This window comes from Citrobacter sp. MGH105, from assembly GCF_001037485.2.
Lineage (GTDB): Bacteria > Pseudomonadota > Gammaproteobacteria > Enterobacterales > Enterobacteriaceae > Citrobacter > Citrobacter portucalensis.
In genome coordinates this window covers 2,598,387-2,619,022 of record NZ_CP073048.1, presented here as the reverse complement: position 1 = coordinate 2,619,022, position 20,636 = coordinate 2,598,387, and the positions used below count along the sequence as shown (strand labels likewise).

General features: G+C 52.0%; 17 protein-coding genes and 1 pseudogene. 8 read left to right on the top strand and 10 right to left on the bottom strand.

The window, feature by feature from the left end:
• The first annotated feature begins 60 nt into the window (after positions 1-60).
• Positions 61-954, top strand: coding sequence for a PhzF family isomerase (locus tag SK35_RS12525; protein WP_048214175.1), 894 nt, complete (start codon positions 61-63; stop codon positions 952-954).
• Positions 955-1,012: 58 nt separating this feature from the next.
• Here SK35_RS12525 and nhoA read toward each other — a convergent pair whose 3' ends face one another.
• Entirely contained in the window at positions 1,013-1,858 is an 846-nt protein-coding gene (gene nhoA / locus SK35_RS12520) for an N-hydroxyarylamine O-acetyltransferase (RefSeq protein WP_048214174.1), read from the bottom strand.
• Positions 1,859-2,015: 157 nt separating this feature from the next.
• On the opposite strand from nhoA, the gene SK35_RS12515 reads away from it, so the two are divergent.
• Positions 2,016-2,588 (top strand): flavin reductase family protein, encoded by a 573-nt coding sequence (locus SK35_RS12515; protein ID WP_048214173.1) that lies wholly within the window; start codon positions 2,016-2,018, stop codon positions 2,586-2,588.
• Between the two features lie 214 nt (positions 2,589-2,802).
• Complete coding sequence (locus SK35_RS12510; protein WP_048214172.1) at positions 2,803-4,779, top strand: alkyl/aryl-sulfatase; 1,977 nt, start codon at positions 2,803-2,805, stop codon at positions 4,777-4,779.
• Between the two features lie 37 nt (positions 4,780-4,816).
• On the opposite strand, the gene pptA is transcribed toward SK35_RS12510, so the two are convergent.
• Positions 4,817-5,044: a tautomerase PptA gene (pptA, locus tag SK35_RS12505; protein ID WP_048214171.1), complete on the bottom strand. Its 228-nt coding sequence runs from the start codon at positions 5,042-5,044 to the stop codon at positions 4,817-4,819.
• 34 nt (positions 5,045-5,078) lie between these two features.
• Positions 5,079-6,083: a LacI family DNA-binding transcriptional regulator gene (locus tag SK35_RS12500; RefSeq protein ID WP_187426956.1), complete on the bottom strand. Its 1,005-nt coding sequence runs from the start codon at positions 6,081-6,083 to the stop codon at positions 5,079-5,081.
• A 321-nt stretch (positions 6,084-6,404) separates the two neighbouring features.
• Here SK35_RS12500 and SK35_RS12495 point away from each other — a divergent pair, with 321 nt between their 5' ends.
• Together SK35_RS12495 and SK35_RS12490 are read left to right on the top strand one after the other, a co-directional pair.
• Positions 6,405-7,601, top strand: coding sequence for an L-talarate/galactarate dehydratase (locus SK35_RS12495; RefSeq protein WP_032943493.1), 1,197 nt, complete (start codon positions 6,405-6,407; stop codon positions 7,599-7,601).
• Positions 7,602-7,675: 74 nt separating this feature from the next.
• A complete protein-coding gene (locus SK35_RS12490; protein WP_008784815.1) occupies positions 7,676-8,986 on the top strand; it encodes an MFS transporter in 1,311 nt (436 codons plus the stop codon).
• Between the two features lie 69 nt (positions 8,987-9,055).
• Here the strand turns inward: SK35_RS12490 and SK35_RS12485 are convergent, their stop codons facing one another.
• Positions 9,056-9,673, bottom strand: coding sequence for a glutathione S-transferase family protein (locus SK35_RS12485; RefSeq protein WP_048214169.1), 618 nt, complete (start codon positions 9,671-9,673; stop codon positions 9,056-9,058).
• Positions 9,674-9,785: 112 nt separating this feature from the next.
• Between SK35_RS12485 and SK35_RS12480 the strand changes: the two genes are divergently transcribed.
• Together SK35_RS12480 and SK35_RS12475 are read left to right on the top strand one after the other, a co-directional pair.
• Positions 9,786-10,715: a LysR family transcriptional regulator gene (locus SK35_RS12480; RefSeq protein WP_048214168.1), complete on the top strand. Its 930-nt coding sequence runs from the start codon at positions 9,786-9,788 to the stop codon at positions 10,713-10,715.
• Positions 10,716-10,804: 89 nt separating this feature from the next.
• Entirely contained in the window at positions 10,805-11,794 is a 990-nt protein-coding gene (locus tag SK35_RS12475; protein WP_048214167.1) for a zinc-dependent alcohol dehydrogenase family protein, read from the top strand.
• Between the two features lie 35 nt (positions 11,795-11,829).
• Here the strand turns inward: SK35_RS12475 and SK35_RS12470 are convergent, their stop codons facing one another.
• The 6 genes and pseudogenes from SK35_RS12470 to SK35_RS12440 all read right to left on the bottom strand — a co-directional run bounded on the left by SK35_RS12470 (position 11,830) and on the right by SK35_RS12440 (position 18,446).
• Positions 11,830-12,603 (bottom strand): amino acid ABC transporter ATP-binding protein, encoded by a 774-nt coding sequence (locus SK35_RS12470; protein WP_048214166.1) that lies wholly within the window; start codon positions 12,601-12,603, stop codon positions 11,830-11,832.
• Positions 12,587-13,513: an amino acid ABC transporter permease gene (locus tag SK35_RS12465; protein WP_048214165.1), complete on the bottom strand. Its 927-nt coding sequence runs from the start codon at positions 13,511-13,513 to the stop codon at positions 12,587-12,589. Before SK35_RS12465 ends, SK35_RS12470 begins: the two co-directional genes overlap by 17 nt.
• Before the next feature lie 9 nt (positions 13,514-13,522).
• The gene (locus tag SK35_RS12460) at positions 13,523-14,032 is read right to left on the bottom strand and encodes a GNAT family N-acetyltransferase (RefSeq protein ID WP_003833076.1); all 510 of its coding nucleotides are present in this window, start codon (positions 14,030-14,032) and stop codon (positions 13,523-13,525) included.
• A gap of 10 nt (positions 14,033-14,042) precedes the next feature.
• A pseudogene (locus SK35_RS26870) lies at positions 14,043-16,301 on the bottom strand (NtaA/DmoA family FMN-dependent monooxygenase).
• A 25-nt stretch (positions 16,302-16,326) separates the two neighbouring features.
• Positions 16,327-17,448 (bottom strand): amidohydrolase, encoded by a 1,122-nt coding sequence (locus SK35_RS12445; protein WP_048214163.1) that lies wholly within the window; start codon positions 17,446-17,448, stop codon positions 16,327-16,329.
• Complete coding sequence (locus tag SK35_RS12440; protein WP_048214162.1) at positions 17,448-18,446, bottom strand: LLM class flavin-dependent oxidoreductase; 999 nt, start codon at positions 18,444-18,446, stop codon at positions 17,448-17,450. The genes SK35_RS12445 and SK35_RS12440 overlap by 1 nt, the downstream gene beginning before the upstream one ends.
• Before the next feature lie 515 nt (positions 18,447-18,961).
• Between SK35_RS12440 and SK35_RS12435 the strand changes: the two genes are divergently transcribed.
• Entirely contained in the window at positions 18,962-20,503 is a 1,542-nt protein-coding gene (locus SK35_RS12435; protein ID WP_048214161.1) for a methyl-accepting chemotaxis protein, read from the top strand.
• Positions 20,504-20,636 lie beyond the last annotated feature (133 nt).

Sequence of the window (20,636 nt, the reverse complement as noted above, 5' to 3'; positions counted from 1 at the left end):
CTGCATCGCTATCCCGCTTTTTGTACGTTATGATGCTTCTCCATTTCAGGGAGAACACTAATGAAACCACAGGTTTACCACGTCGATGCCTTTACCTCGGTCCCTTTTCGCGGCAACTCAGCAGGTGTGGTTTTACATGCTGATGGACTGAGTGACGCGCAGATGCAGCTCATCGCTCGCGAGCTGCGTCATTCAGAAACCGCATTTCTGCTGACCAGTGACGACAGCGATGTTCGCATCCGCTATTTCACCCCGACGGTCGAAGTTCCTATCTGTGGGCATGCTACCGTCGCAGCGCATTATGTGCGGGCCAAGGTGCTGGGTCTGGGCAACTGCACGGTCTGGCAAACCTCGCTGGCCGGACGTCATCGGGTGGATATTGACGATACCGGGAACGACTATCGCATTAGCCTTGAGCAAGGTGAACCGGGTTTTGAACCTCTGCTGGAGGGTGCTGTTCGTACTGCGATTCTCGATGCGCTGCACCTGAGCGAAGACGATATGCTGGCAGGCTTACCCATTCAGGTTGCCACGACCGGACATTCGAAAGTGATGATTCCACTGAAACCCGAGGTGGACCTTGACGCCCTTTCCCCTGATTTACCGGCTTTGACCGCCATCAGCCAGCAAATTGGCTGTAACGGCTTTTTCCCTTTTCAAATCCGCGAGGGCGAAAACGCCACTGATGGCCGCATGTTTTCACCTGCTATTGGTATTGTGGAAGACCCGGTTACCGGCAATGCCAACGGTCCAATGGGCGCGTGGCTGGTCCACCATGGGTTGATGGCGCATGATGGGAAAACGTTACGTGTTCAGGGGCATCAGGGCCGTGCGCTCGGGCGCGACGGGATTGTTGATGTGACGGTGACTATCCGTGAAAAGCAGCCGGAAAAAGTCACCATTACCGGTTCGGCGGTGATCCTGTTTCACGCAGAATGGGCGATAGATTTTTAATTGTTCCCGTAGGCCGGATAAGGCGATGACGCCGCATCCGGCATTAATTCCGATGCCCCTATTTCCCCGCCTCCGGATGCGTATCAAACGCCGCCATGACCGTCGCCAGCTCATCTTCGGTAAATCCATGCTTCACGTCATCCACACCCAGTCCAAATCGTTCTTGCAACAACGCATACAAACTGGCGACGTCAGGCAAATTAATCTGCTCTACCGCATGTCCATCCTGATAATGGGTAAAGTGAAAATTGGTTAACGTTAATTTCCCGCCGTCGGGCAGATGACGGCACATCAGCAGATGATGGCGAAAATGTGATTGCGGCCAGTGTGCGGACCAGAAGTTGCCCATCAGATAATCGCTCTGATGCTGTACGACCAGATCGAAACGATACATTGACTGCCAGTGATCGTGATGACGGAACTGGAGGATCCAATCTTCACCTTCCTGAATCAGCCGATATTCGCCGTGTGGCGTCTTCTGCTCAGTGTTAGCCTGCAGACGAATCGGCGCCGTCAGCGTTTGTCCGCCGAAACCAACGTCGGCGATCCACTGCTCTCCCTGCAATTCAACCAGCAACAGACGATGCGTGCGCGGCGGCAGGCTTGACGGATTTGCCAGTACCACGCGACCGAGAAGGCTACGTACGTTAAAACCGATTTCGCGTAGCGCGCGTTCAAACACGCCGTTCTGTTCAAAGCAATAACCGCCACGACGCGCCGTTACCAGCTTCTCTTCCAGCGACAAATCGTCAAGCTGCATCTCTCTTGGCAGTAATACGTCCAGGTTTTCAAATGGAATCGCGGCGTTATGCAGTAAATGCAGCGCTTGCAAGGTTTCAATGTTGACGTTGGCCGAATCTGACCAGCCAATACGGGCAAAGTAAGCGGTTAAAAAAGGCGTCATACGGAGTTCCTGTTCGATTAATGCAGTACTTATAACGTATTTTTCGTTTTACGCTGTCGATTTTGTGCGTTGTTAATTCCTGTGAGGCGACAAAATCGCTAATACCGTTAATATCTATGTTTATTGTGGTGTGTTATCTCTCAGCCAAGGAGCATCCATGAGCCATTTTCGTCCGATCGAATTAAAACATGCCAGCCGGCTACTCAATCATGGCCCAACGATATTGATAACCAGCCGGGATGAGCATACCGAGCGGCGAAATGTGATGGCTGCGGCATGGTCAATGCCCGTGGAATTTGAGCCGCCGCGGGTAGCAATTGTTGTTGATAAGACCGCCTGGTCGCGGGATCTCATTGAACGTAGCGGTAAATTCGGCATCGTTATTCCGGGTATCGCCGCCGTCAACTGGACCTGGGCCGTAGGCAGCGTTTCCGGTCGCGTGGAAGATAAATTCAACTGTTACGGCATTCCCGTGGTGCAAGGACCCGTGCTAGGTTTACCGCTGATAGAAGCGAAATGTCTGGCCTGGATGGAGTGTCGCCTGTTGCCAGCCACGGCGGCACAGGAGAAGTATGACACCCTGTTTGGGGAAGTGGTCTCTGCCGCCGCTGATGAGCGAGCCTTCGTGGAAGGACGCTGGCAGTTTGATGATGGCAAGCTCAATACTCTGCATCACCTTGGGGCCGGAACATTTGTCTCCAGCGGGAAAATTATTACTGCTGGTGAATGATAGTATGCTAACGGATGGCGGCTCTGCTCTGTCATCCGCAACTTTTTTCTTAAAACTTCTGGAAAACCAGTTAGATAAGTTACTCGCCCTTCCTTGCTGAATTATTTATGTGAATTATAGTTAATCTTGCACTAACGCAAATACCTAATCAAAACGCTATCCGTCAAAGCAGCATCCCCCAACTGTACTTTTGAAGTGTCAGAGAGGTTTTACGATGCAACTTAATAGAATCGCACAAAGTTTTATACTTGCTGGGTTACTCACATCGTTTTCTGTTCCCCTTATGGCGGCTGAAGCCCCCAAAGACGCTACAGCCGCCACGCAACAAGCCAACAACGCGCTTTACAATCAACTGCCCTTCTCCGATAACACCGACTTTACCGACGCCCACAAAGGCTTTATCGCTCCACTCCCGCAGGAAGTGATCAAAGGCGAACAGGGAAATGTTATCTGGAATCCGCAGCAATACGCGTTTATCAAAGAAGGCGATAAAGCCCCGGATACGGTAAACCCGAGCCTGTGGCGTCAATCTCAGTTGATCAACATCAGCGGGCTGTTTGAAGTAACGGATGGTGTTTACCAGATTCGTAACCTCGATCTGTCAAACATGACCATTATTGAAGGTAAAGAAGGCATCACCGTTGTTGACCCGCTGGTCTCGGCAGAAACGGCCAAAGTCGGGATGGATCTTTACTTTAAAAACCGCGGTCAAAAACCGGTTGTCGCGGTAATTTATACCCACAGCCACGTTGACCATTACGGCGGCGTACGCGGTGTTGTCGATGAAGCCGACGTGAAAGCAGGCAAAGTGAAAGTTTATGCGCCAGCCGGCTTTATGGAAGCCGCGGTCGCTGAGAATATCATGGCCGGTAACGTCATGAGCCGCCGCGCGAGCTACATGTACGGCAACCTACTCAAACCTGATGCCAAAGGCCAGGTCGGCGCGGGACTGGGAACCACGACCTCCGCGGGAACCGTTACCCTGATTGCGCCAACAAATATCATTGAGAAAGATGGACAAAAAGAGGTCATCGACGGCCTGACCTATGACTTCATGCTGGCCCCAGGTTCCGAAGCACCGTCGGAAATGCTGTGGTACATCGAAGAGAAGAAACTGATTGAATCCGCAGAAGATGTTACCCACACCCTGCACAACACCTACTCCCTGCGCGGAGCCAAAATTCGTGAGCCGCTGCCGTGGTCCAAATACATCAACGAAGCGATTGTGCGCTGGGGTGATAAAGCCGAAGTGCTGATGGCGCAGCACCACTGGCCAACCTGGGGTAATGACAAGGTGGTCAGCCTGCTGAAAAGTCAGCGCGATCTGTATCGTTACATCAACGACCAGACGCTACGCATGGCTAACGAAGGTCTGACCCGCGATGAAATCGCTGCCAACTTTAAGCTGCCGGACTCACTGGCACATACCTGGGCTAACCGCGGTTACTATGGTTCCGTGAGCCATGACGTAAAAGCGACCTATGTGCTCTATCTCGGCTGGTTTGACGGCAACCCGGCAACGTTGGATGAGCTGCCACCGGAAGAGTCTGCGAAGAAATTTGTCGACTACATGGGTGGTGCGGACGCCATTTTGCAGAAAGCAAAAGCCGACTATGACCAGGGCAACTACCGCTGGGTGGCACAGGTGGTAAGCAAAGTCGTGTTTGCCGATCCGAATAACCAGGCTGCACGTAATCTGGAAGCAGATGCGCTTGAGCAACTGGGTTATCAGGCTGAATCCGGCCCGTGGCGTAACTTCTACCTGACCGGCGCGCAAGAGCTGCGTAACGGCGTGGTCAAAGGCCCAACCCCGAATACCGCCAGCCCGGATACCGTTCGTGCTATGACGCCGGAAATGTTCTTCGATTATCTGGCAGTGCATATTAACGGACAAAAAGCGGGTGATGCGAAGTCGGTGTTTAACATCGATCTTGGCAGTGATGGCGGTAAATATAAGCTTGAGCTGGAGAATGGCGTCCTGAACCATACCGCCAATGCCGAAGCGAAAGATGCCGACGCCACTATCACGCTAAATCGCGACACGCTGAACAAAATCATCCTCAAGGAAGTGACGCTGAAACAGGCACAAGACAGCGGTGACGTGAAGATAACCGGTGACGGCGCCAAGCTTGATGCCATGCTTGGCTATATGGATAAGTTCGAATTCTGGTTCAACATCGTTACACCATAAGCACAACGAAAACGGGCGGATTTCCGCCCGTTTTTTCTTACATACTGTAGCCAGGTTTTTTAATTAATCTCGCCATCTGCGGCGCAATTTCCTTATCCCACACGGCCTGCCACGCCTCTGGCTCAACTTCATTGAGCGCCACGCTGACTGAACTGTCTTTGCTTTGCAAATGACGAATAATAACCTCGGTAATATCCGCCGCCAGGGCGGTTTTCTGTTCGTCGGTAAGAGAGCGAGGAAAACATTTAATATCAACGTGCGGCATAGCAGATTCCTTATTGTTTTGGGTTGCAGGTAACTTATGCGGACTCTCGTTCTACCAGATGAAAACCGACATCAATAATATCGTCTTCACGCGGAATTTGTTCGATACGATCGGCAAGCAGTGAGGCAGCACGTTGCCCGATGGCCCGTCTGTCGACGCTGACGGTGGTGATGGCGGGCCGATTGCTGGCAGCAAAATCCAGATCGCCAAAACCGATTACCGCCAACTCTTGCGGCACGCGTATACCGCGACTTTCGGCCTCCATGATCGCCCCCTGGGCTAGCGTATCAGAGCTACAGACAATGACATCAAACTCGCGATCCGCCAATAGCTGCGTTAATCCAGAGCGTCCCAATGCCAGAGAGGCCGGAAGTGGGACGTCCACCTGTGCGTCAGCAGTAATACCATGACGACTCAACGCATCGCAAAGTCCTTGTTTACGCTGGCCTGCCCGGCGATCGGCAGTCCATAACAACCCCGGACGTCGATAGCCTTTATTCAGCAGATAGTCTGCCACCGCTTGCCCGACCTTTTCATGCGAAAAACCGACCAGCATATCGATGGGTGTTGGGGTTAAATCCCAGATTTCCACGACCGGGATGGCCGCATTAAGAATCACTTTTTTCAGCTCAGCGGTATGATGAATACCGGTGAGTACTACACCATCCGGGCGACGAGAAAGCAGCGTCGCCACCAGCTCTGCCTCAGTTTGCGGTGTATAACCCGACACGCAAAGCAAAATGTGGTATCCGCGTTCTGCCAGTTCATCACTTAATGACTGGATGGTATCGACAAACATATTGTTGTTAATTTGCGGAATAACCACGGCGATAAGCTTGCTGCGACGCGACGCCAGTCCCCCAGCCAGTGCGTTGGGAATATAGCCGGTGGCGCGCACCGCCTGCATCACTTTTTCAACCGTTTTCGGGCGCACCAGCTGCGGGGTATTCAACGCCCTGCTCACCGTCATGGGTGACAATCCCGCGGTACGGGCAACATCTTCCAGCGTGGGAGCGCGCGGTGGTTTGGGATTTTTCACTGTCGATGCCCTTGTCAAAAATTGCCGATTTATGCTGGCATTATTCATCATGATTTTGGCTATTGCCAGCGTCGATCGGTAATAACGCAGGGAAAACAGCAGCTTAGTTAATTAAGCTGCCATCCAAAATGATAGCGCAATCACAATGATTTGTGCATTTCTCCATAAAGTACTGGAATGTGACGTCGTTTATAATTTACCCCCCTTTTCTCTCTGAATTTGTGAGCAATTGTTCAAATCGCAGTCAATTCACTGGCGCAGTGATTGCGCCATCATTTTTAATGTTAGCGCAATCATTTGTTATCACCAGGAGAGAACAATATGTCTTTAAGTGCCAATTCCGATGCCGTGACCTATGCCAAATCGGCTAACGCTAAAACCGCAGCAGAAACCGGTGACCGTATTGAATGGGTAAAACTGTCTCTGGCTTTCCTTCCTCTGGCAACACCCGTGAGCGATGCCAAAGTGCTCACCGGTCGCCAGAAACCGCTAACTGAAGTCGCCATAATCATCGCCGAGATCCGCAGCCGCGACGGGTTTGAAGGCGTGGGATTTAGTTACTCCAAGCGGGCTGGCGGCCAGGGAATCTATGCGCATGCCAAAGAAATTGCCGATAACCTGTTAGGCGAAGATCCAAACGACATTGACAAGATCTACACCAAACTGCTGTGGGCTGGCGCTTCCGTGGGGCGCAGCGGCATGGCGGTACAAGCCATCTCCCCTATCGATATCGCATTATGGGATATGAAAGCCAAGCGTGCAGGATTGCCGCTGGCAAAACTGCTTGGCGCGCATCGGGACTCCGTGCAGTGCTACAACACCTCCGGCGGATTCCTGCATACGCCGCTGGATCAGGTGCTAAAAAACGTGGTTATTTCCCGTGAAAACGGCATTGGTGGTATCAAACTCAAGGTTGGTCAGCCAAACTGCGCTGAGGATATTCGCCGCTTGACCGCGGTGCGTGAAGCGCTGGGGGATGACTTCCCGCTAATGGTCGATGCCAATCAGCAGTGGGATCGGGAAACCGCCATCCGTATGGGACGTAAAATGGAGCAGTTCAATCTAATCTGGATTGAAGAGCCGCTGGACGCCTACGATGTTGAAGGCCACGCCCAACTGGCCGCCGCGCTTGATACCCCGATTGCCACCGGTGAAATGCTGACCAGCTTCCGCGAACATGAACAGCTGATCCTCGGCAATGCCAGCGATTTTGTGCAGCCCGATGCACCGCGTGTGGGAGGGATTTCACCGTTCCTGAAAATTATGGACCTGGCGGCTAAACATGGTCGCAAGTTGGCTCCGCACTTCGCTATGGAAGTTCACCTGCATCTGTCCGCCGCTTATCCACTTGAACCATGGCTGGAGCATTTCGAATGGCTGAACCCGTTATTTAACGAACAACTTGAGCTGCGCGATGGCCGGATGTGGGTTTCCGATCGTCACGGTCTGGGCTTCAGCATCAGCGAGCAGGCGCGCCGCTGGACGCAATTAACCTGCGAGTTTGGCAAACGTCCTTAATTAATTTGGCGGGTAAGCAATACCCGCCATCCTCCCCTACAAAAACGCTCTCAACCTTATGAAAGGAGTGGGTGATGAACACGATAATAAAGCGTACAAAAGTGCGTTACGGCATTCTGATATTTCTGTTTCTTGCGACCGTATTTAATTACGCCGATCGCGCGACGTTATCCGTCGTGGCGCCGATTATGAGCAAAGAATTAGGTTTTGATCCTGAAGCAATGGGGCTGGCCTTTTCTGCCTTCGGTATTTCTTATGTCATTATGCAACTACCCGGCGGCTGGCTGCTGGATCGCTATGGCTCACGTCTGGTATACGGCTGCGCACTGATTGGCTGGTCGCTGGTGACTATGTTTCAGGGCACCATTTATCTATACGCCAGCCCGCTTGTCGTATTGATTATCTTACGATTACTGATGGGTGCGATTGAAGCTCCGGCCTTTCCGGCCAATAGCCGATTAAGCGTGCAGTGGTTTCCTAATAACGAACGGGGCTTTGTTACCTCTGTCTATCAGGCCGCGCAATATATCTCGTTAGGGATTATTACGCCGCTAATGACGATTATTTTGCATAATCTCAGTTGGCACTTTGTGTTTTATTACATTGGGGCAATAGGCGTTATTCTTGGCATCTTCTGGTTGGTCAAAGTCAGAGATCCAATGCATCATCCAAAGGTGAACCAGCAGGAAATTGACTATATTCGGGAAGGCGGTGGTGAACCGTCGCTGGGTAATAAAAAAGAACCACAGAAGATTACCTTTGCGCAAATTAAAAGCGTCTGCGTCAACCGCATGATGATTGGCGTATATATCGGACAGTTCTGCGTGACATCCATTACCTGGTTCTTCCTGACCTGGTTCCCTACTTATCTGTATCAGGCGAAAGGCATGTCGATCCTCAAAGTGGGGTTTGTCGCCAGTATCCCTGCCATTGCCGGTTTTATCGGTGGATTATTAGGCGGTGTTTTCTCCGACTGGCTTTTAAAGCGCGGCTACAGCCTGACGATTGCCCGTAAGCTGCCGGTTATCTGCGGAATGCTGCTTTCCTGCGTCATCGTTATCGCCAACTACACCTCGTCAGAATTTGTGGTGATCGCGGCGATGAGTCTGGCGTTTTTCGCCAAAGGTTTTGGCAATCTGGGATGGTGCGTACTTAGCGATACCTCGCCAAAAGAAGTGCTCGGTATTGCAGGTGGCGTTTTCAATATGTGCGGCAATATGGCCAGTATCATCACGCCACTGGTGATCGGCATCATTCTGGCGAATACCCAGTCTTTTGATTACGCCATTCTGTACGTCGGTTCGATGGGGCTGATTGGCTTGATTTCTTATCTGTTTATCGTGGGTCCATTGGATCGTATTACGCTGACCCCTTCTGTCGCGTAATTTAAAACTTATGGCGATAGTTCGCCCGCTGTTCCGGGATTTGCACTCCTGCGGAACAGCGTTTTTTACTCAAATAATCTTATTGCTTTTCAGTACGGTACGCAGCCTCGGATGCTGACAAACTGCATCGGCGATGGCGCTAATATTCGGCGTGTTGTCCTGAAACCAGTCATGCCCTGGTCCCCAGGTGCGCATAACGGCAATGTAAATGTCCAGCAGTGTTAGCTGATCCCCAAATGCGTACGGCTCGGCGCTTAGCTGGTTGTTCAGCCACATATAGAGGGATTTACGGTACTCAATGCAGTTCTTTTTCAACTGCGCCGGGGCATCCGGTACCCATCGGTCAGGATAATCGGCATAGGTAAACGTGGGATAGACATTTGCCACCAACCATATCAGCAGACGCTGAAACTGCTGGCGTTCGGCGTGTCCAACGGGTGGTGAAAGTTCAGGGCGACGATCGAGGATCATCAGCGCGATCGCCGCCGTTTCCGTCATCACGCTGCCATTTTCCAGTACCAGCGTGGGCACCTGGCATAGCGGATTCATTGTTTTAAGCAACTCCCGCGAAGGACCATCGCTGTCAAAACCTTCCACATCAATAAAGCTGTAAGGGATCTCCGCCAGTGTGAGCATCACTTCACTGATGGCCGATCCCCAGCCCGGTACCCCGTAGACCTTAATCATGCTGCAACCCCCAACGTTAAAACCCTAAGTGTAGAGCAGCATTCGGCAACCTATGCAGGCATGATTATTACTTTCATAATAACAATGGTCGAATACCGGGGGAGAATAAGCAATGCGTTCCAGTATGTTTGAATACATGAACATTTTTGTACAGGTTGTTGAGCAAGGTGGATTTGCCAGAGCCGCAGATGTGTTACACCTGCACCGCCCTGCGGTCACCAAAGCTATCCAACATCTTGAAGACGATCTGGGGGCAAAGTTGCTTAACCGCACGACTCGTAAAGTGAGTCTGACAGAAGAAGGTGATGCTTTTTACCAACGCACAAAAATACTGCTCAGTGACGTTGATGACATCATGGCTTCTTTCTCGCCAACTCGCCCGCCACGCGGAAAACTCAGGGTTAATGCACCTCTGTCGCTGGCGCACTCCGTGTTAGTTCCTGCGCTGAAAGATTTCCAGTCGCGGTATCCTGACATCGAGATGGTGCTCACCTCCACCGACCGTAGAATCGATATGCTTGCCGAAGGTATCGACTGCATGATCCGTATCGGCGAGTTACAAGACTCTTCTCTGATATCCAGGCGACTCAGTGAAGTAAAGATGGTGACCTGTGCGTCACCGGATTATTTGCAACAACATGGCGTACCGCAGACGCCAGAGGATTTATCCCGACACCAGGCACTTAACTTTTTCAGCGAGCGTCACCGCGAAGCGCTGGAGTGGACCTTCGTCAATAAAGGTAAAACCGAATCGTTCACCCCCGCAGGGCGGATAAGCGTTGATAACTCCGATATTCTGTTGACCGGCTGCTTATCTGGACTCGGCATTATACGTGGCGTTCATGCTGTCCTTGCCCCCTATCTTCAGTCAGGCCAGCTTGTTGAGGTGCTGGCCGATTATACCGGAGAATCAAAACCAGTTTCGGTGCTTTACCCGGACAGACGTCATCTCGCCCCTCGGGTTCGGGTATTCATTGACTGGTTATGCGAACTTTTTAGCCAACAAAAACCACGGCTTCAGGGATTATTACAAAATAAGTAATAGTGAAGTTCCGCAACAGCGGTTTTTCACTCTCATCTGAGGCGTTAAATTGTGCAGACCCAATACAGAACAATTTACTGAGGTCTGCTATGTCTAAGGTCGTAGTTTTTAATCAAATTGGTGGCGCTGAAGTCCTGAATATTCAGGAGATGCAGGTTTGCGCGCCTGATGCAAATGAGGTTCAGATCCGCGTGCGGGCTATTGGTATCAACCGTGCGGAAGTTATGTACCGCACCGGACAGTATATTTACCAACCTAATTTCCCGGCACGGTTGGGTTATGAAGCTGCCGGAGTCATTGAATCAGTGGGAGACAACGTACGTGAGTTTGCACCTGGCGATTACGTTAGCGTCATCCCGGCATTCAGCTTTCATCAATATGGAATGTATGGTGAAGTCGTTAATGCCCCCGCTCACGCGGTCGTAAAGCATCCACAAAATCTAAGCTTTACCGAGGCTGCTGCCAGCTGGATGATGTATGTGACAGCTTTCGGTGCGCTGGTTGAATATGCGGATATTAAGCCCGGTGATAACGTGCTGATCAATGCTGCTTCCAGCAGCGTCGGACTGGCGGCAATTCAGATTGCTAACATGCGGGGAGCAAAACCGATTGCGATGACACGGACCAGTGAGAAACGTGATCAGCTGCTGCAACTGGGCGCGGCAGAGGTTATTGCAAGCCAGGAGCAGGATCTGGTGACCGAGATTCAGCGGATTACTGAGGGCAAAGGAACCCGCGTGGTGTTCGATCCGGTCGGTGGCCCAGCGGTGGCAAGAATTGCCCAAGTGATGCCAGCCGGTGGGCTCTTTTTCCAGTATGGTTCGCTTGATTCACGTGACCTTTCTATCCCGGTCATTGAGATACTCGGTCGCCATCTGACCTTCCGCGGCTATGAGATTTTCGAAATCACCACGGACGCAGAAAAACTTTCGCGAGCGAAACGGTTTATCTTTGAAGGATTGCAGTCCGGGCAGCTCAAGCCGCTGATTGATAAAACCTTTGCCTTTGATGATATCGTCGAAGCACATCAATACATGGAAACCAACGGCCAGGTAGGCAAAATCGTCGTCACTGTATAACCCCTGTGCGGCACAGCCTTGTGCCGCAATGTGTCTCAAAGCACTTTCGACAAAAACTGCTGAGTGCGCCTGTGGCGTGGATGATTCAGCACCTGCTCGCTGCTGCCCTGCTCGACGATTTTGCCATCGACCATAAACACCACCTGATCCGCCACTTCCCGGGCGAAGCCAATCTCGTGTGTTACCACAACCAGCGTGGTTCCCGACTTCGCCAGCGCTTTAATGACATCCAGTACTTCACCGACCAGTTCAGGATCCAGTGCAGATGTAGGCTCATCAAACAGCATGACGCGCGGATTTAGCGCCAGCGCACGGGCAATAGCGATACGCTGCTGCTGACCTCCGGATAAGTGACGCGACCAGGCATCGGCTTTATTCCGTAACCCTACCGCATCAAGCAGAGTTAATGCCCGCTCGGGGGCGGCTTTACGCGTTGCCAGTCCGTGCGCAATGGGCGCTTCAATCAGATTCTCCAGAACCGTTAAGTGCGGGAACAGATTAAAGTTCTGGAACACATAGCCGACGTTAACGCGCTGGCGCAAAATTTCCGCCTCTTTCAGCTCATACAGCTTGTCTCCCTGCCGACGATAGCCAATGTAATCGCCATCGATTTGAATAAACCCCTCATCGACGCGTTCCAGATGGTTGATGGCCCGCAGGAGTGTGGATTTCCCTGAACCGGACGGGCCAAGAATAACCGTTACCGTACCGGGAGGGATCTCCAGCGACACATTATCCAGCGCTTTGTGGCGACCATAGTATTTGCTGACGCCGGTAATAGAAATATGGCCTTCAGGCGAGTGGGACATGGACGGCCTCCTGCTGTGGACGTTGACGACTGCGTTTTTCTGCACGCCTCACCCGGGTTGTGTTGATCGCTGAACGTCGTTCGCTGCGTGCCAACGCACGTTCAACCAGGTGCTGAATTAACGACAGGACGCTGGTGATCACCAGATACCACACCGCACCCACCATCAGCAGCGGGATCACTTCCTGCGTGCGGTTATATATCATCTGGATGGTGTAGAACAGCTCCGGCATTGCCAGCACATATACCATCGCCGTCCCTTTCGCCAGGCTGATGATTTCATTGAATCCAGCAGGCAAAATGGTGCGCAGCGCCTGCGGCAGAATAATCCGCAGCGTACGTCGCCCTGCCGGTAAGCCCAGTGCTGCCGCTGCCTCGTACTGACCGTGATCGACCCCTAAAAATCCACCCCGAATAATTTCAGCGGTATAGGCGCTTTGCACCAGCGTCAGGCCAACCACCGCAGTGGAAAACTGACCGAGTACATTGATGGTCTCAAAACTTCCCCACTGAATGGGAGTAAACGGAATACCAATCGTCAACGTGTCGTACAGATAGGAGAAGTTGTACAAAACGATCAGCACCACAATCAGCGGTAACGAACGAAACAGCCAGATGTATCCCCATGCCAGACCGTTCAACAGCCAGGAAGATGAAAGCCGCGCCAACGCCAGCAGACCGCCGATGACAATACTCAACAGCGTCCCGATCAGCGTCAGTAACAGCGTTTGCCCGAGGCCGGACAAGATAACCGGATCAAAGAACCAGCGGGCAAACACGCTCCATTCCCAGCGCGGATTAAACGCCACGGACTGGAGAATTACCGCAAGGGCAAATAAGGCAATGACCGCGCCTACGGTACGCATGGGATAACGTGCCGGTACGACTCTAATGCTATCTGTCGTTTTCATTTTCTCTCCTCAGGCGATTCTGGCCTGACCGGCAATAGTCAGCAGTTTGGTAAAGCGCAGCCGTCCATCAAACGGCGGCAGGCTGTACTCTTCGGGATCGCGCGTCGTATCAAATTGCGGATCGTAGCCCTGGCTTAAATAAAGTCTGACGGCCTCCGGCTGGCGAAATCCCGTGGTCAGATAAATCCGGCTGTAGCCTGCGAGCAGCGCTCTACGTTCCAGTTCCTGCACCACGCGCGCCGCCAGCCCCTGCTGACGCAGGCTGCTTTTTGTCCAGATGCGCTTAATCTCGGCGGTATCTTTATCGTAAGGTTTGTAAGCCCCGGTGGCGATAATTTCGCCGCGGCGCTCCAGTACCACAAAAAGTCCCTGCGGCGCCAGATACCATTCGGTCAGTTCCACTTCAGCGTCGCGAGAAAAGTAATCGCCATAGCGGGCGGCATATTCACCGAACAGACCGTTCAAAATGGGCTGCAGCTCGCTGGCTTCCGGTGAGAGCACGCGAAATTGATCGCTCACGATGACCTCCTTAGTCGCCTAAACCGGCCGGGTTGATTTCAGATTGTGGAATTCGTTCCACCCCTTCTCCCCAGCGATTCAGCACCTTGTCATAGTCGCCGTTGCCTATCACGCCGTTGAGGGCGGTTTGTACCGGCAGAACCAGACCGCTGTCTTTTTTCAGCGTCACAGCGATATGTGCCGCTTTTGGCCAACCGCCATCAACGCTACCCACTAATTGCGTTTTACCGTTGAGTGCAGCTTTCCACGCGCCGATTACATTAGGACCGAAGTAGGCATCGGCGCGGCCCGACTGTAGGGCCAGGGTTTGCGCGGCATCATCTTTGGTATACACCGGCGTAAACGGCTGTAACCCTTTCTTCACGTTCTCATCGTTCCAGGCCAACAGAATGGCTTCCTGGTTAGTCCCCGAACCGACGATAATGCGTAGTCCTGCGATATCTTCCGCCTGCTCGATTTTCTTCAGCTTGCTACCGGTTTTGACATAAAAGCCAAGAGAGTCCTTCCGATACGTCGCGAAATCGAATTTTTCTTTGCGTGCTTTGGTGACGGTAATATTGCTGATCGCGGCATCGTATTTGCCGGAAGTGACGCCCAGCGGCCAGTCTTCCCATGACGTAGGTACAACGTTGAGTTCCAGCCCCAAACTGTCAGCCACCAGACGCGCGATATCCGCCTCGCTGCCGATCAGCGTTTTATTGTCATCGGCAAAGACGGTCAGCGGTGGCTGGCTGAGCCCGGCAATCGCCACGGTGAATTTGCCCGGTACCGCCAGGTGCAGGTTTGCGGGCAACTGTGCGATCGCCTGCGGGTTTTTTGCTGTATTGATTGGCGCTTTATTGGCTTCCAGGCTTACGCCGGTGCCGTTAATCGTCACCTCATTTGCCCAAACGGTCGCGCTGAAAGCCAGTGACAGCGCGAGAAATACTGATTTTTTCTGCATAGCGTTTTTCTCTTATTGTGCGAATTGATTTGCAGGTGTCGCTAATCCCAGGCTTGCGCGCAGGGTCGTACCGGGATATTCATGGCGGAACAGGCCGCGCGCCTGAAGCACAGGGACAACCTGTTCGACAAAACGCGGGAAGGTATCCGGCGTGCCACCCTGGATGATAAAACCGTCTGCGGCTTTTTCGTCGAACCACTGCTGCAGGCCGTCAGCAACCTGTTGTGGCGTGCCGCTAAAACGCGGACGTGGACTGGCCGCTTCCAGAGCAACCTGACGAAGTGTTAAACCACGCTCGCGTGCGTTGCGCTTGATCTCATCAGTCGTACTGCGAAAGCTGTTTTGTCCGAGAGAGCCCAGATCCGGGAACGGTGCGTCCAGCGGATATTGGGCAAAATCATGATGTTCAAAGTAGCGGCCAAGATAGTTCAGCGCGTCAGTAACGGAGACCAGCGCAGCGGTAGTCTGATACTGCTGCTCAACGTCCTCTGCGCTGTCGCCAACAATAACGCTGACGCCCTGGAATATATGCAGTTGATCGGGATGTCGTCCGGCGACTTCCAGCTGGCTTTTTACATCCTGATAGAACGCTTTAGCCTCTGCCAGCGACTCCTGATGGGTAAAAATGGCATCAGCGTGCTGCGCCGCTAATTTCTTGCCATCTGCTGAAGCTCCCGCCTGAAATATAATCGGACGGCCTTGTGGTGTACGCCCAATATTTAATGGCCCAGCGACCTGGAAATAATCTCCATGATGGTTAAGCGTATGCAGCTTTTGCGGATTAAAAAATTCTCCACTTGTTTTATTACGGGTGAAAGCATCTTCTTCCCAGGAATCCCACAGTCCTTTCACTACCTGTAAATATTCATCAGCAATACGATAACGCTGGGCATGCTCTGGATGCTGAGCGCGAGAGTAGTTTTTTGCCGATCCTTCCAGAGGCGACGTAACCACGTTCCACCCGGCGCGCCCCTGGCTGAGATGGTCCAGGCTAGCGAACTGCCGTGCGGTCGTAAACGGCTCGCTGTATGATGTGGACACTGTGCCAACCAGCCCCAGATTCTGGGTGATACTGGCCAGAGCGGATAATACCGTCAGCGGCTCAAAACGATTTAAAAAGTGCGGGATTGATTTTTCATTAATATACAGACCATCGGCGACAAAAATAAAATCCAGTTTCCCTTTTTCCGCAATAAGCGCTGTCTCTTTGACAAAATCAAAATTAATACTGGCATCAGCCTGAGCCACCGGATGGCGCCATGCGGACATATTTCCCGATGCGCCATGTAGAATAGTGCCGAGCCGTAGTTGCCGATTTTCAGCCATAATAACCCCTACCCAACAGGTAAACTTAAAGGTGTGCGAATGCCGTTTTTGCTAACTGCGCAAAGTAGTGCGCGGCAGGTTCAATTAAACGCTCGTCCGGATTAAATCCCGGGTGATGTAATCCGTATTCACTGGCGCTGCCAATACTGACAAATGCGCCAGGTGTATTTTGCAGGTAGACGGCAAAATCCTCCCCGCCCATATGCAGGTCGGCATGGTGGGTGGTATAGCCTGACTGTTTCGCCACCGCGGTGGCAATATCGGCCCAACGATCATCATTTACCAACGCGGTTGGTCCCGCATGCCAGATTACGTCGATTTGTGCGCCAAAGGCGTGGGCAAATCCGGCGGCAATGTCATTAACCCGAGTCTTAACCTGCTGCTGTACCTGGGTTCTGTGCGTTCTGAGTGTCCCTTCCAGCTCAACGGACTCCGGCAGAACGTTCCATGTGTTTCCTCCCTGAATACGGGTCACACTGAGCACCACCGAATCCAGCGTGTTAACGTCGCGACTGGCAACGCTTTGCAGCACCGTTACCAGTTGGCTGGCGAGCAGGATGGCATCCTTACCTTCATGCGGACGCGCCGCATGTGCGCCCTTGCCATTAATGCGCAGCACGAAGCGATCGACATTGGCATAAAATGCGCCGCCGCGTGTGGCAAATTCGCCCACCGGCAAACCGGGCTCATTGTGCATACCGAAAATAGCCGCTACGTTTTGCAGCGCACCGGCGCGGATCAACGTTTTTGCGCCGCCGAAACTCTCTTCAGCTGGCTGGAACAAAATACGGACTCGCCCCGGTAAGGTTATTTCCTGCTGTTTTAGCAGCAGTGCTGCACCAAGCATGACGCTGGTATGGACGTCATGCCCGCAGGCATGCATCACGCCCGGCGTGAGGGAGCGAAACGGAACGTCGGCGCTTTCTTCTATCGGTAGCGCGTCGATATCCGCCCGCAGCGCGATGACATCTTCTCCCTGACCAATTTCAGCGACCAGACCGGTTTTCAGCTCGAACGGCAGAATGTCGACGTCCGCAGCGTGCAACCAGGCGTGAATGCGCGCCGTGGTTGCTTCCTCCTGCAGGGAAAGCTCCGGATGCTGATGTAGTTCACGACGCCAGTCGATAAGCGTTGAGCCGAGAGTCATCAGAGCACCTCCACGGCGTTATGGGCTTGCGCCAACAAACGCAGCGATGTCAGACGCGCATGCCCTTGCGCCACTGGCGTGTCGATAATGAACTCGTCAATGCCAAATTGCGTATGCAGAGCATTCAGCTTTGCCATCACCTCCTGAGCGGTGCCATGTAGCAACGCCTGCTCACGACGCGCGATTTTGCGTGGTGGGCTGCCAGATTGAGCGGCAAACGCCAGCGCCTGTTCTTCGCTGGCTACCGTGACACGTTGACCATCTTCCAGCTCCACGCCCCAGATTTGTACGTTTTCCGCCAGTTGCGCAGCGGAGTCGTAACTGTCAGCCACAATTACCTGCACGGCGACTATCGTCGGGCGTGCACTGTGGGTCTGCCAGAAGGACAAAACGTCATGCAATAACGCTTTGTCACCATTGAGGTGCGCTGCGAAGATGAAATCCCAGTCGGATTGCGCTGCTAACTGCGCGCTTTGCACACTGGCTCCCAGTACAAACTTTTCCGGTGAAATCGGTGGAATTGGCGTCGGGAATACCGTTTCCCCGCTTTCCGTTCCGCTCAGCGCCAGCCAATCGTTAAGCAAAGAAAGCTGGTCGGCAAAACTGCCTTTTTCTGCCTGATGCAGCCCATGCTGTAACGCCTGGGTCGACAGCGGTAAGCCGCCAGGGGCTTTCCCTACGCCGAGATCGACACGTCCAGGAGCCAGCGATGCCAGAAGATTGAAGTTTTCCGCCACTTTGTACGGGCTGTAATGTTGCAGCATTACGCCGCCGGAACCTACGCGGATATGCTGGGTTTGCCCGAGGATCCAGGCGATCACCAGCTCCGGCGATGGGCTGGCCAGCTGTGCCGTATTATGGTGTTCCGCGATCCAGAAACGATGGTACCCCCACTCTTCTGCCAGTTGCGCCAGGCGCAACGTACGGGAAAGCGCGGTCGCGGCAGTTTCACCTTCCCCGATGGGGCTTTTATCCAGAATACTCAGGCGATATGACATGTTACGAGCCTATGTTTGTTAACATGTCTTTATTATTAATTTATCAAATAGCCATACTGAAACATTTAATTCACATTTGCTCAGCTAAAAAGTAGATAACAACTCCTGTTGCTGCCAGGGTTAAAATTTGGATCGCCCAGTACAGGTCGTAACGCTCAACTGAAAAATACCCGCAATTAATAGCCTACAAAATATAATAGGGTCGTTGGCATCACGGTAATAACATCAAAATCATTTGATGCCAGTTTTCTTTTTACGAAAAGGTTTTTTAACGCGATTTACGTTAAGTCAGTTTAAACGACTTGTCACGTTATACGCTTGTATTAATTGTTTCACTTTTATGACACAGGATGAATGATGTACATAGAAATTTTTATTTTAACTACTTCCACAGAATTGATGATTAGTAGAGAATGCAACGTTTCTTATTAAAACGGTTTAAAACAGATTTTAATATCCCCCGATTTTATTGCGGGGATTTTTGTATGGATTATACATAGCACCATGGGACCTCTATGAAAAGTAACATGCCCGTTACACAAATTGAGCACGCACTTAACGATAAAGCGACGCTGCTTTCTACGACGGATAAAGAAAGTCATATTACCTACGCCAACTCCGCGTTTATTGATGCCAGCGGATTTAACGAACAGCAGTTAATGGGCGAACCACATAATATTATTCGCCATCCCGATATGCCTCCCGCGGCGTTCGCCGATATGTGGTACACGATACAGCAGGGAGACAGCTGGACGGGGATGGTGAAAAACCGTCGACAAAATGGCGACCATTACTGGGTTCGCGCCAACGTTACGCCGGTCTGGCACAATGAAAAACTCACCGGCTACATCTCGGTGCGTACCGTTCCTTCGCGCGATGAAATAACTCAAAGCGAAAGCTTATATCAAAAAATTAATAATCAGCAGCTTAAAGGGTTTCGTCTTTTTAAAGGTATTTTCATTCGTCGCGGAATATTGTCATGGGCATCAATGTTTAAATGGCTGAGCATTAGCCAGCGCGTCAATTATTCTTTAGGGGTAATCGCCCTGCTCTCTGTGCTATTTCTCTTCACTCCTGTTAATCCATTTATTCAGGCGGGAGGGTTATTGTTCTTATTTCTGATGCTTGCTATTTACCTTAAGTATCAAATTTGTCAGCCAGTTAATACGCTACTGACGCAAATGAAGAAAGTGGTATCCGGGAGAAAACCTGATAACTGTCATTTAAATCGGGTGGATGAGATCGGAATGCTGATGCGTCTGGTTAATCAGTCCGGGCTTAATCTGAATTCCCTGGTCGATGATGTCAGTACGCAAATATCCGGTATTCGCGCCATCAGTCAGCGGGTATCAAAAGAAGGTACGGCGCTGCACAAGCGTTCAGAAGAAACCTCCGCCGACCTGCAACAAACCGCTGCCGCCATTGAAGAAATTGGTAGCGCGGTACAGCAAACTGCTGAGACTGCGGCTCATACTATGACCATGGCCGATAAAACCAGCGCCAATGCGGCAGAAGGCGGCGATATTATGAAACAAACTATCGCCATGATGCAGGCGATATCGCGTGACAACGGGCAGATAGTCGACATCATCGGCGTTATCGACAGCATTGCTTTTCAGACTAATATTCTGGCGCTCAATGCCGCGGTTGAGGCCGCGCGAGCCGGGGAGTCCGGGCGTGGTTTTGCCGTTGTGGCGGCAGAGGTCCGTAATCTGGCGCAGCACTCGGCGTCGGCAGCAAAAGAGATCAAACAGCTGATTGAGAAGAATGTCGCTAACGTTAACAGCGGCGTCAAAATGGTGGAGCAAACGGAAACGCATCTCACTGGGATGATTGGCGATGTCCTGCAGATGTCGATGATGATCAAAGATATTAGTCTGGCGACGCGTGAGCAAACCCAGGCGCTGGATCTGATTAACGATTCGATTTCACGCGTTGGCACCATGACACACAATAACGCTGAGATGGTGGAGCGTGTCACCGATGCTACCGCCGATCTGACTCAACGTTCATCGCGCTTACAGCAGGCCGTTCAGGTCTTTGGCGTATCAGCATAACCTTACAGCGCTTATCGGGTGAATGTCTCGATAAGCGCACACCTCTCCACGTATTTACGCCCTTCTCTTTTATTGGCTGAATCGAGGCCACACCGCGCCAGTGCTGGCTGTACAAAAATGCTGAATTCTTGTT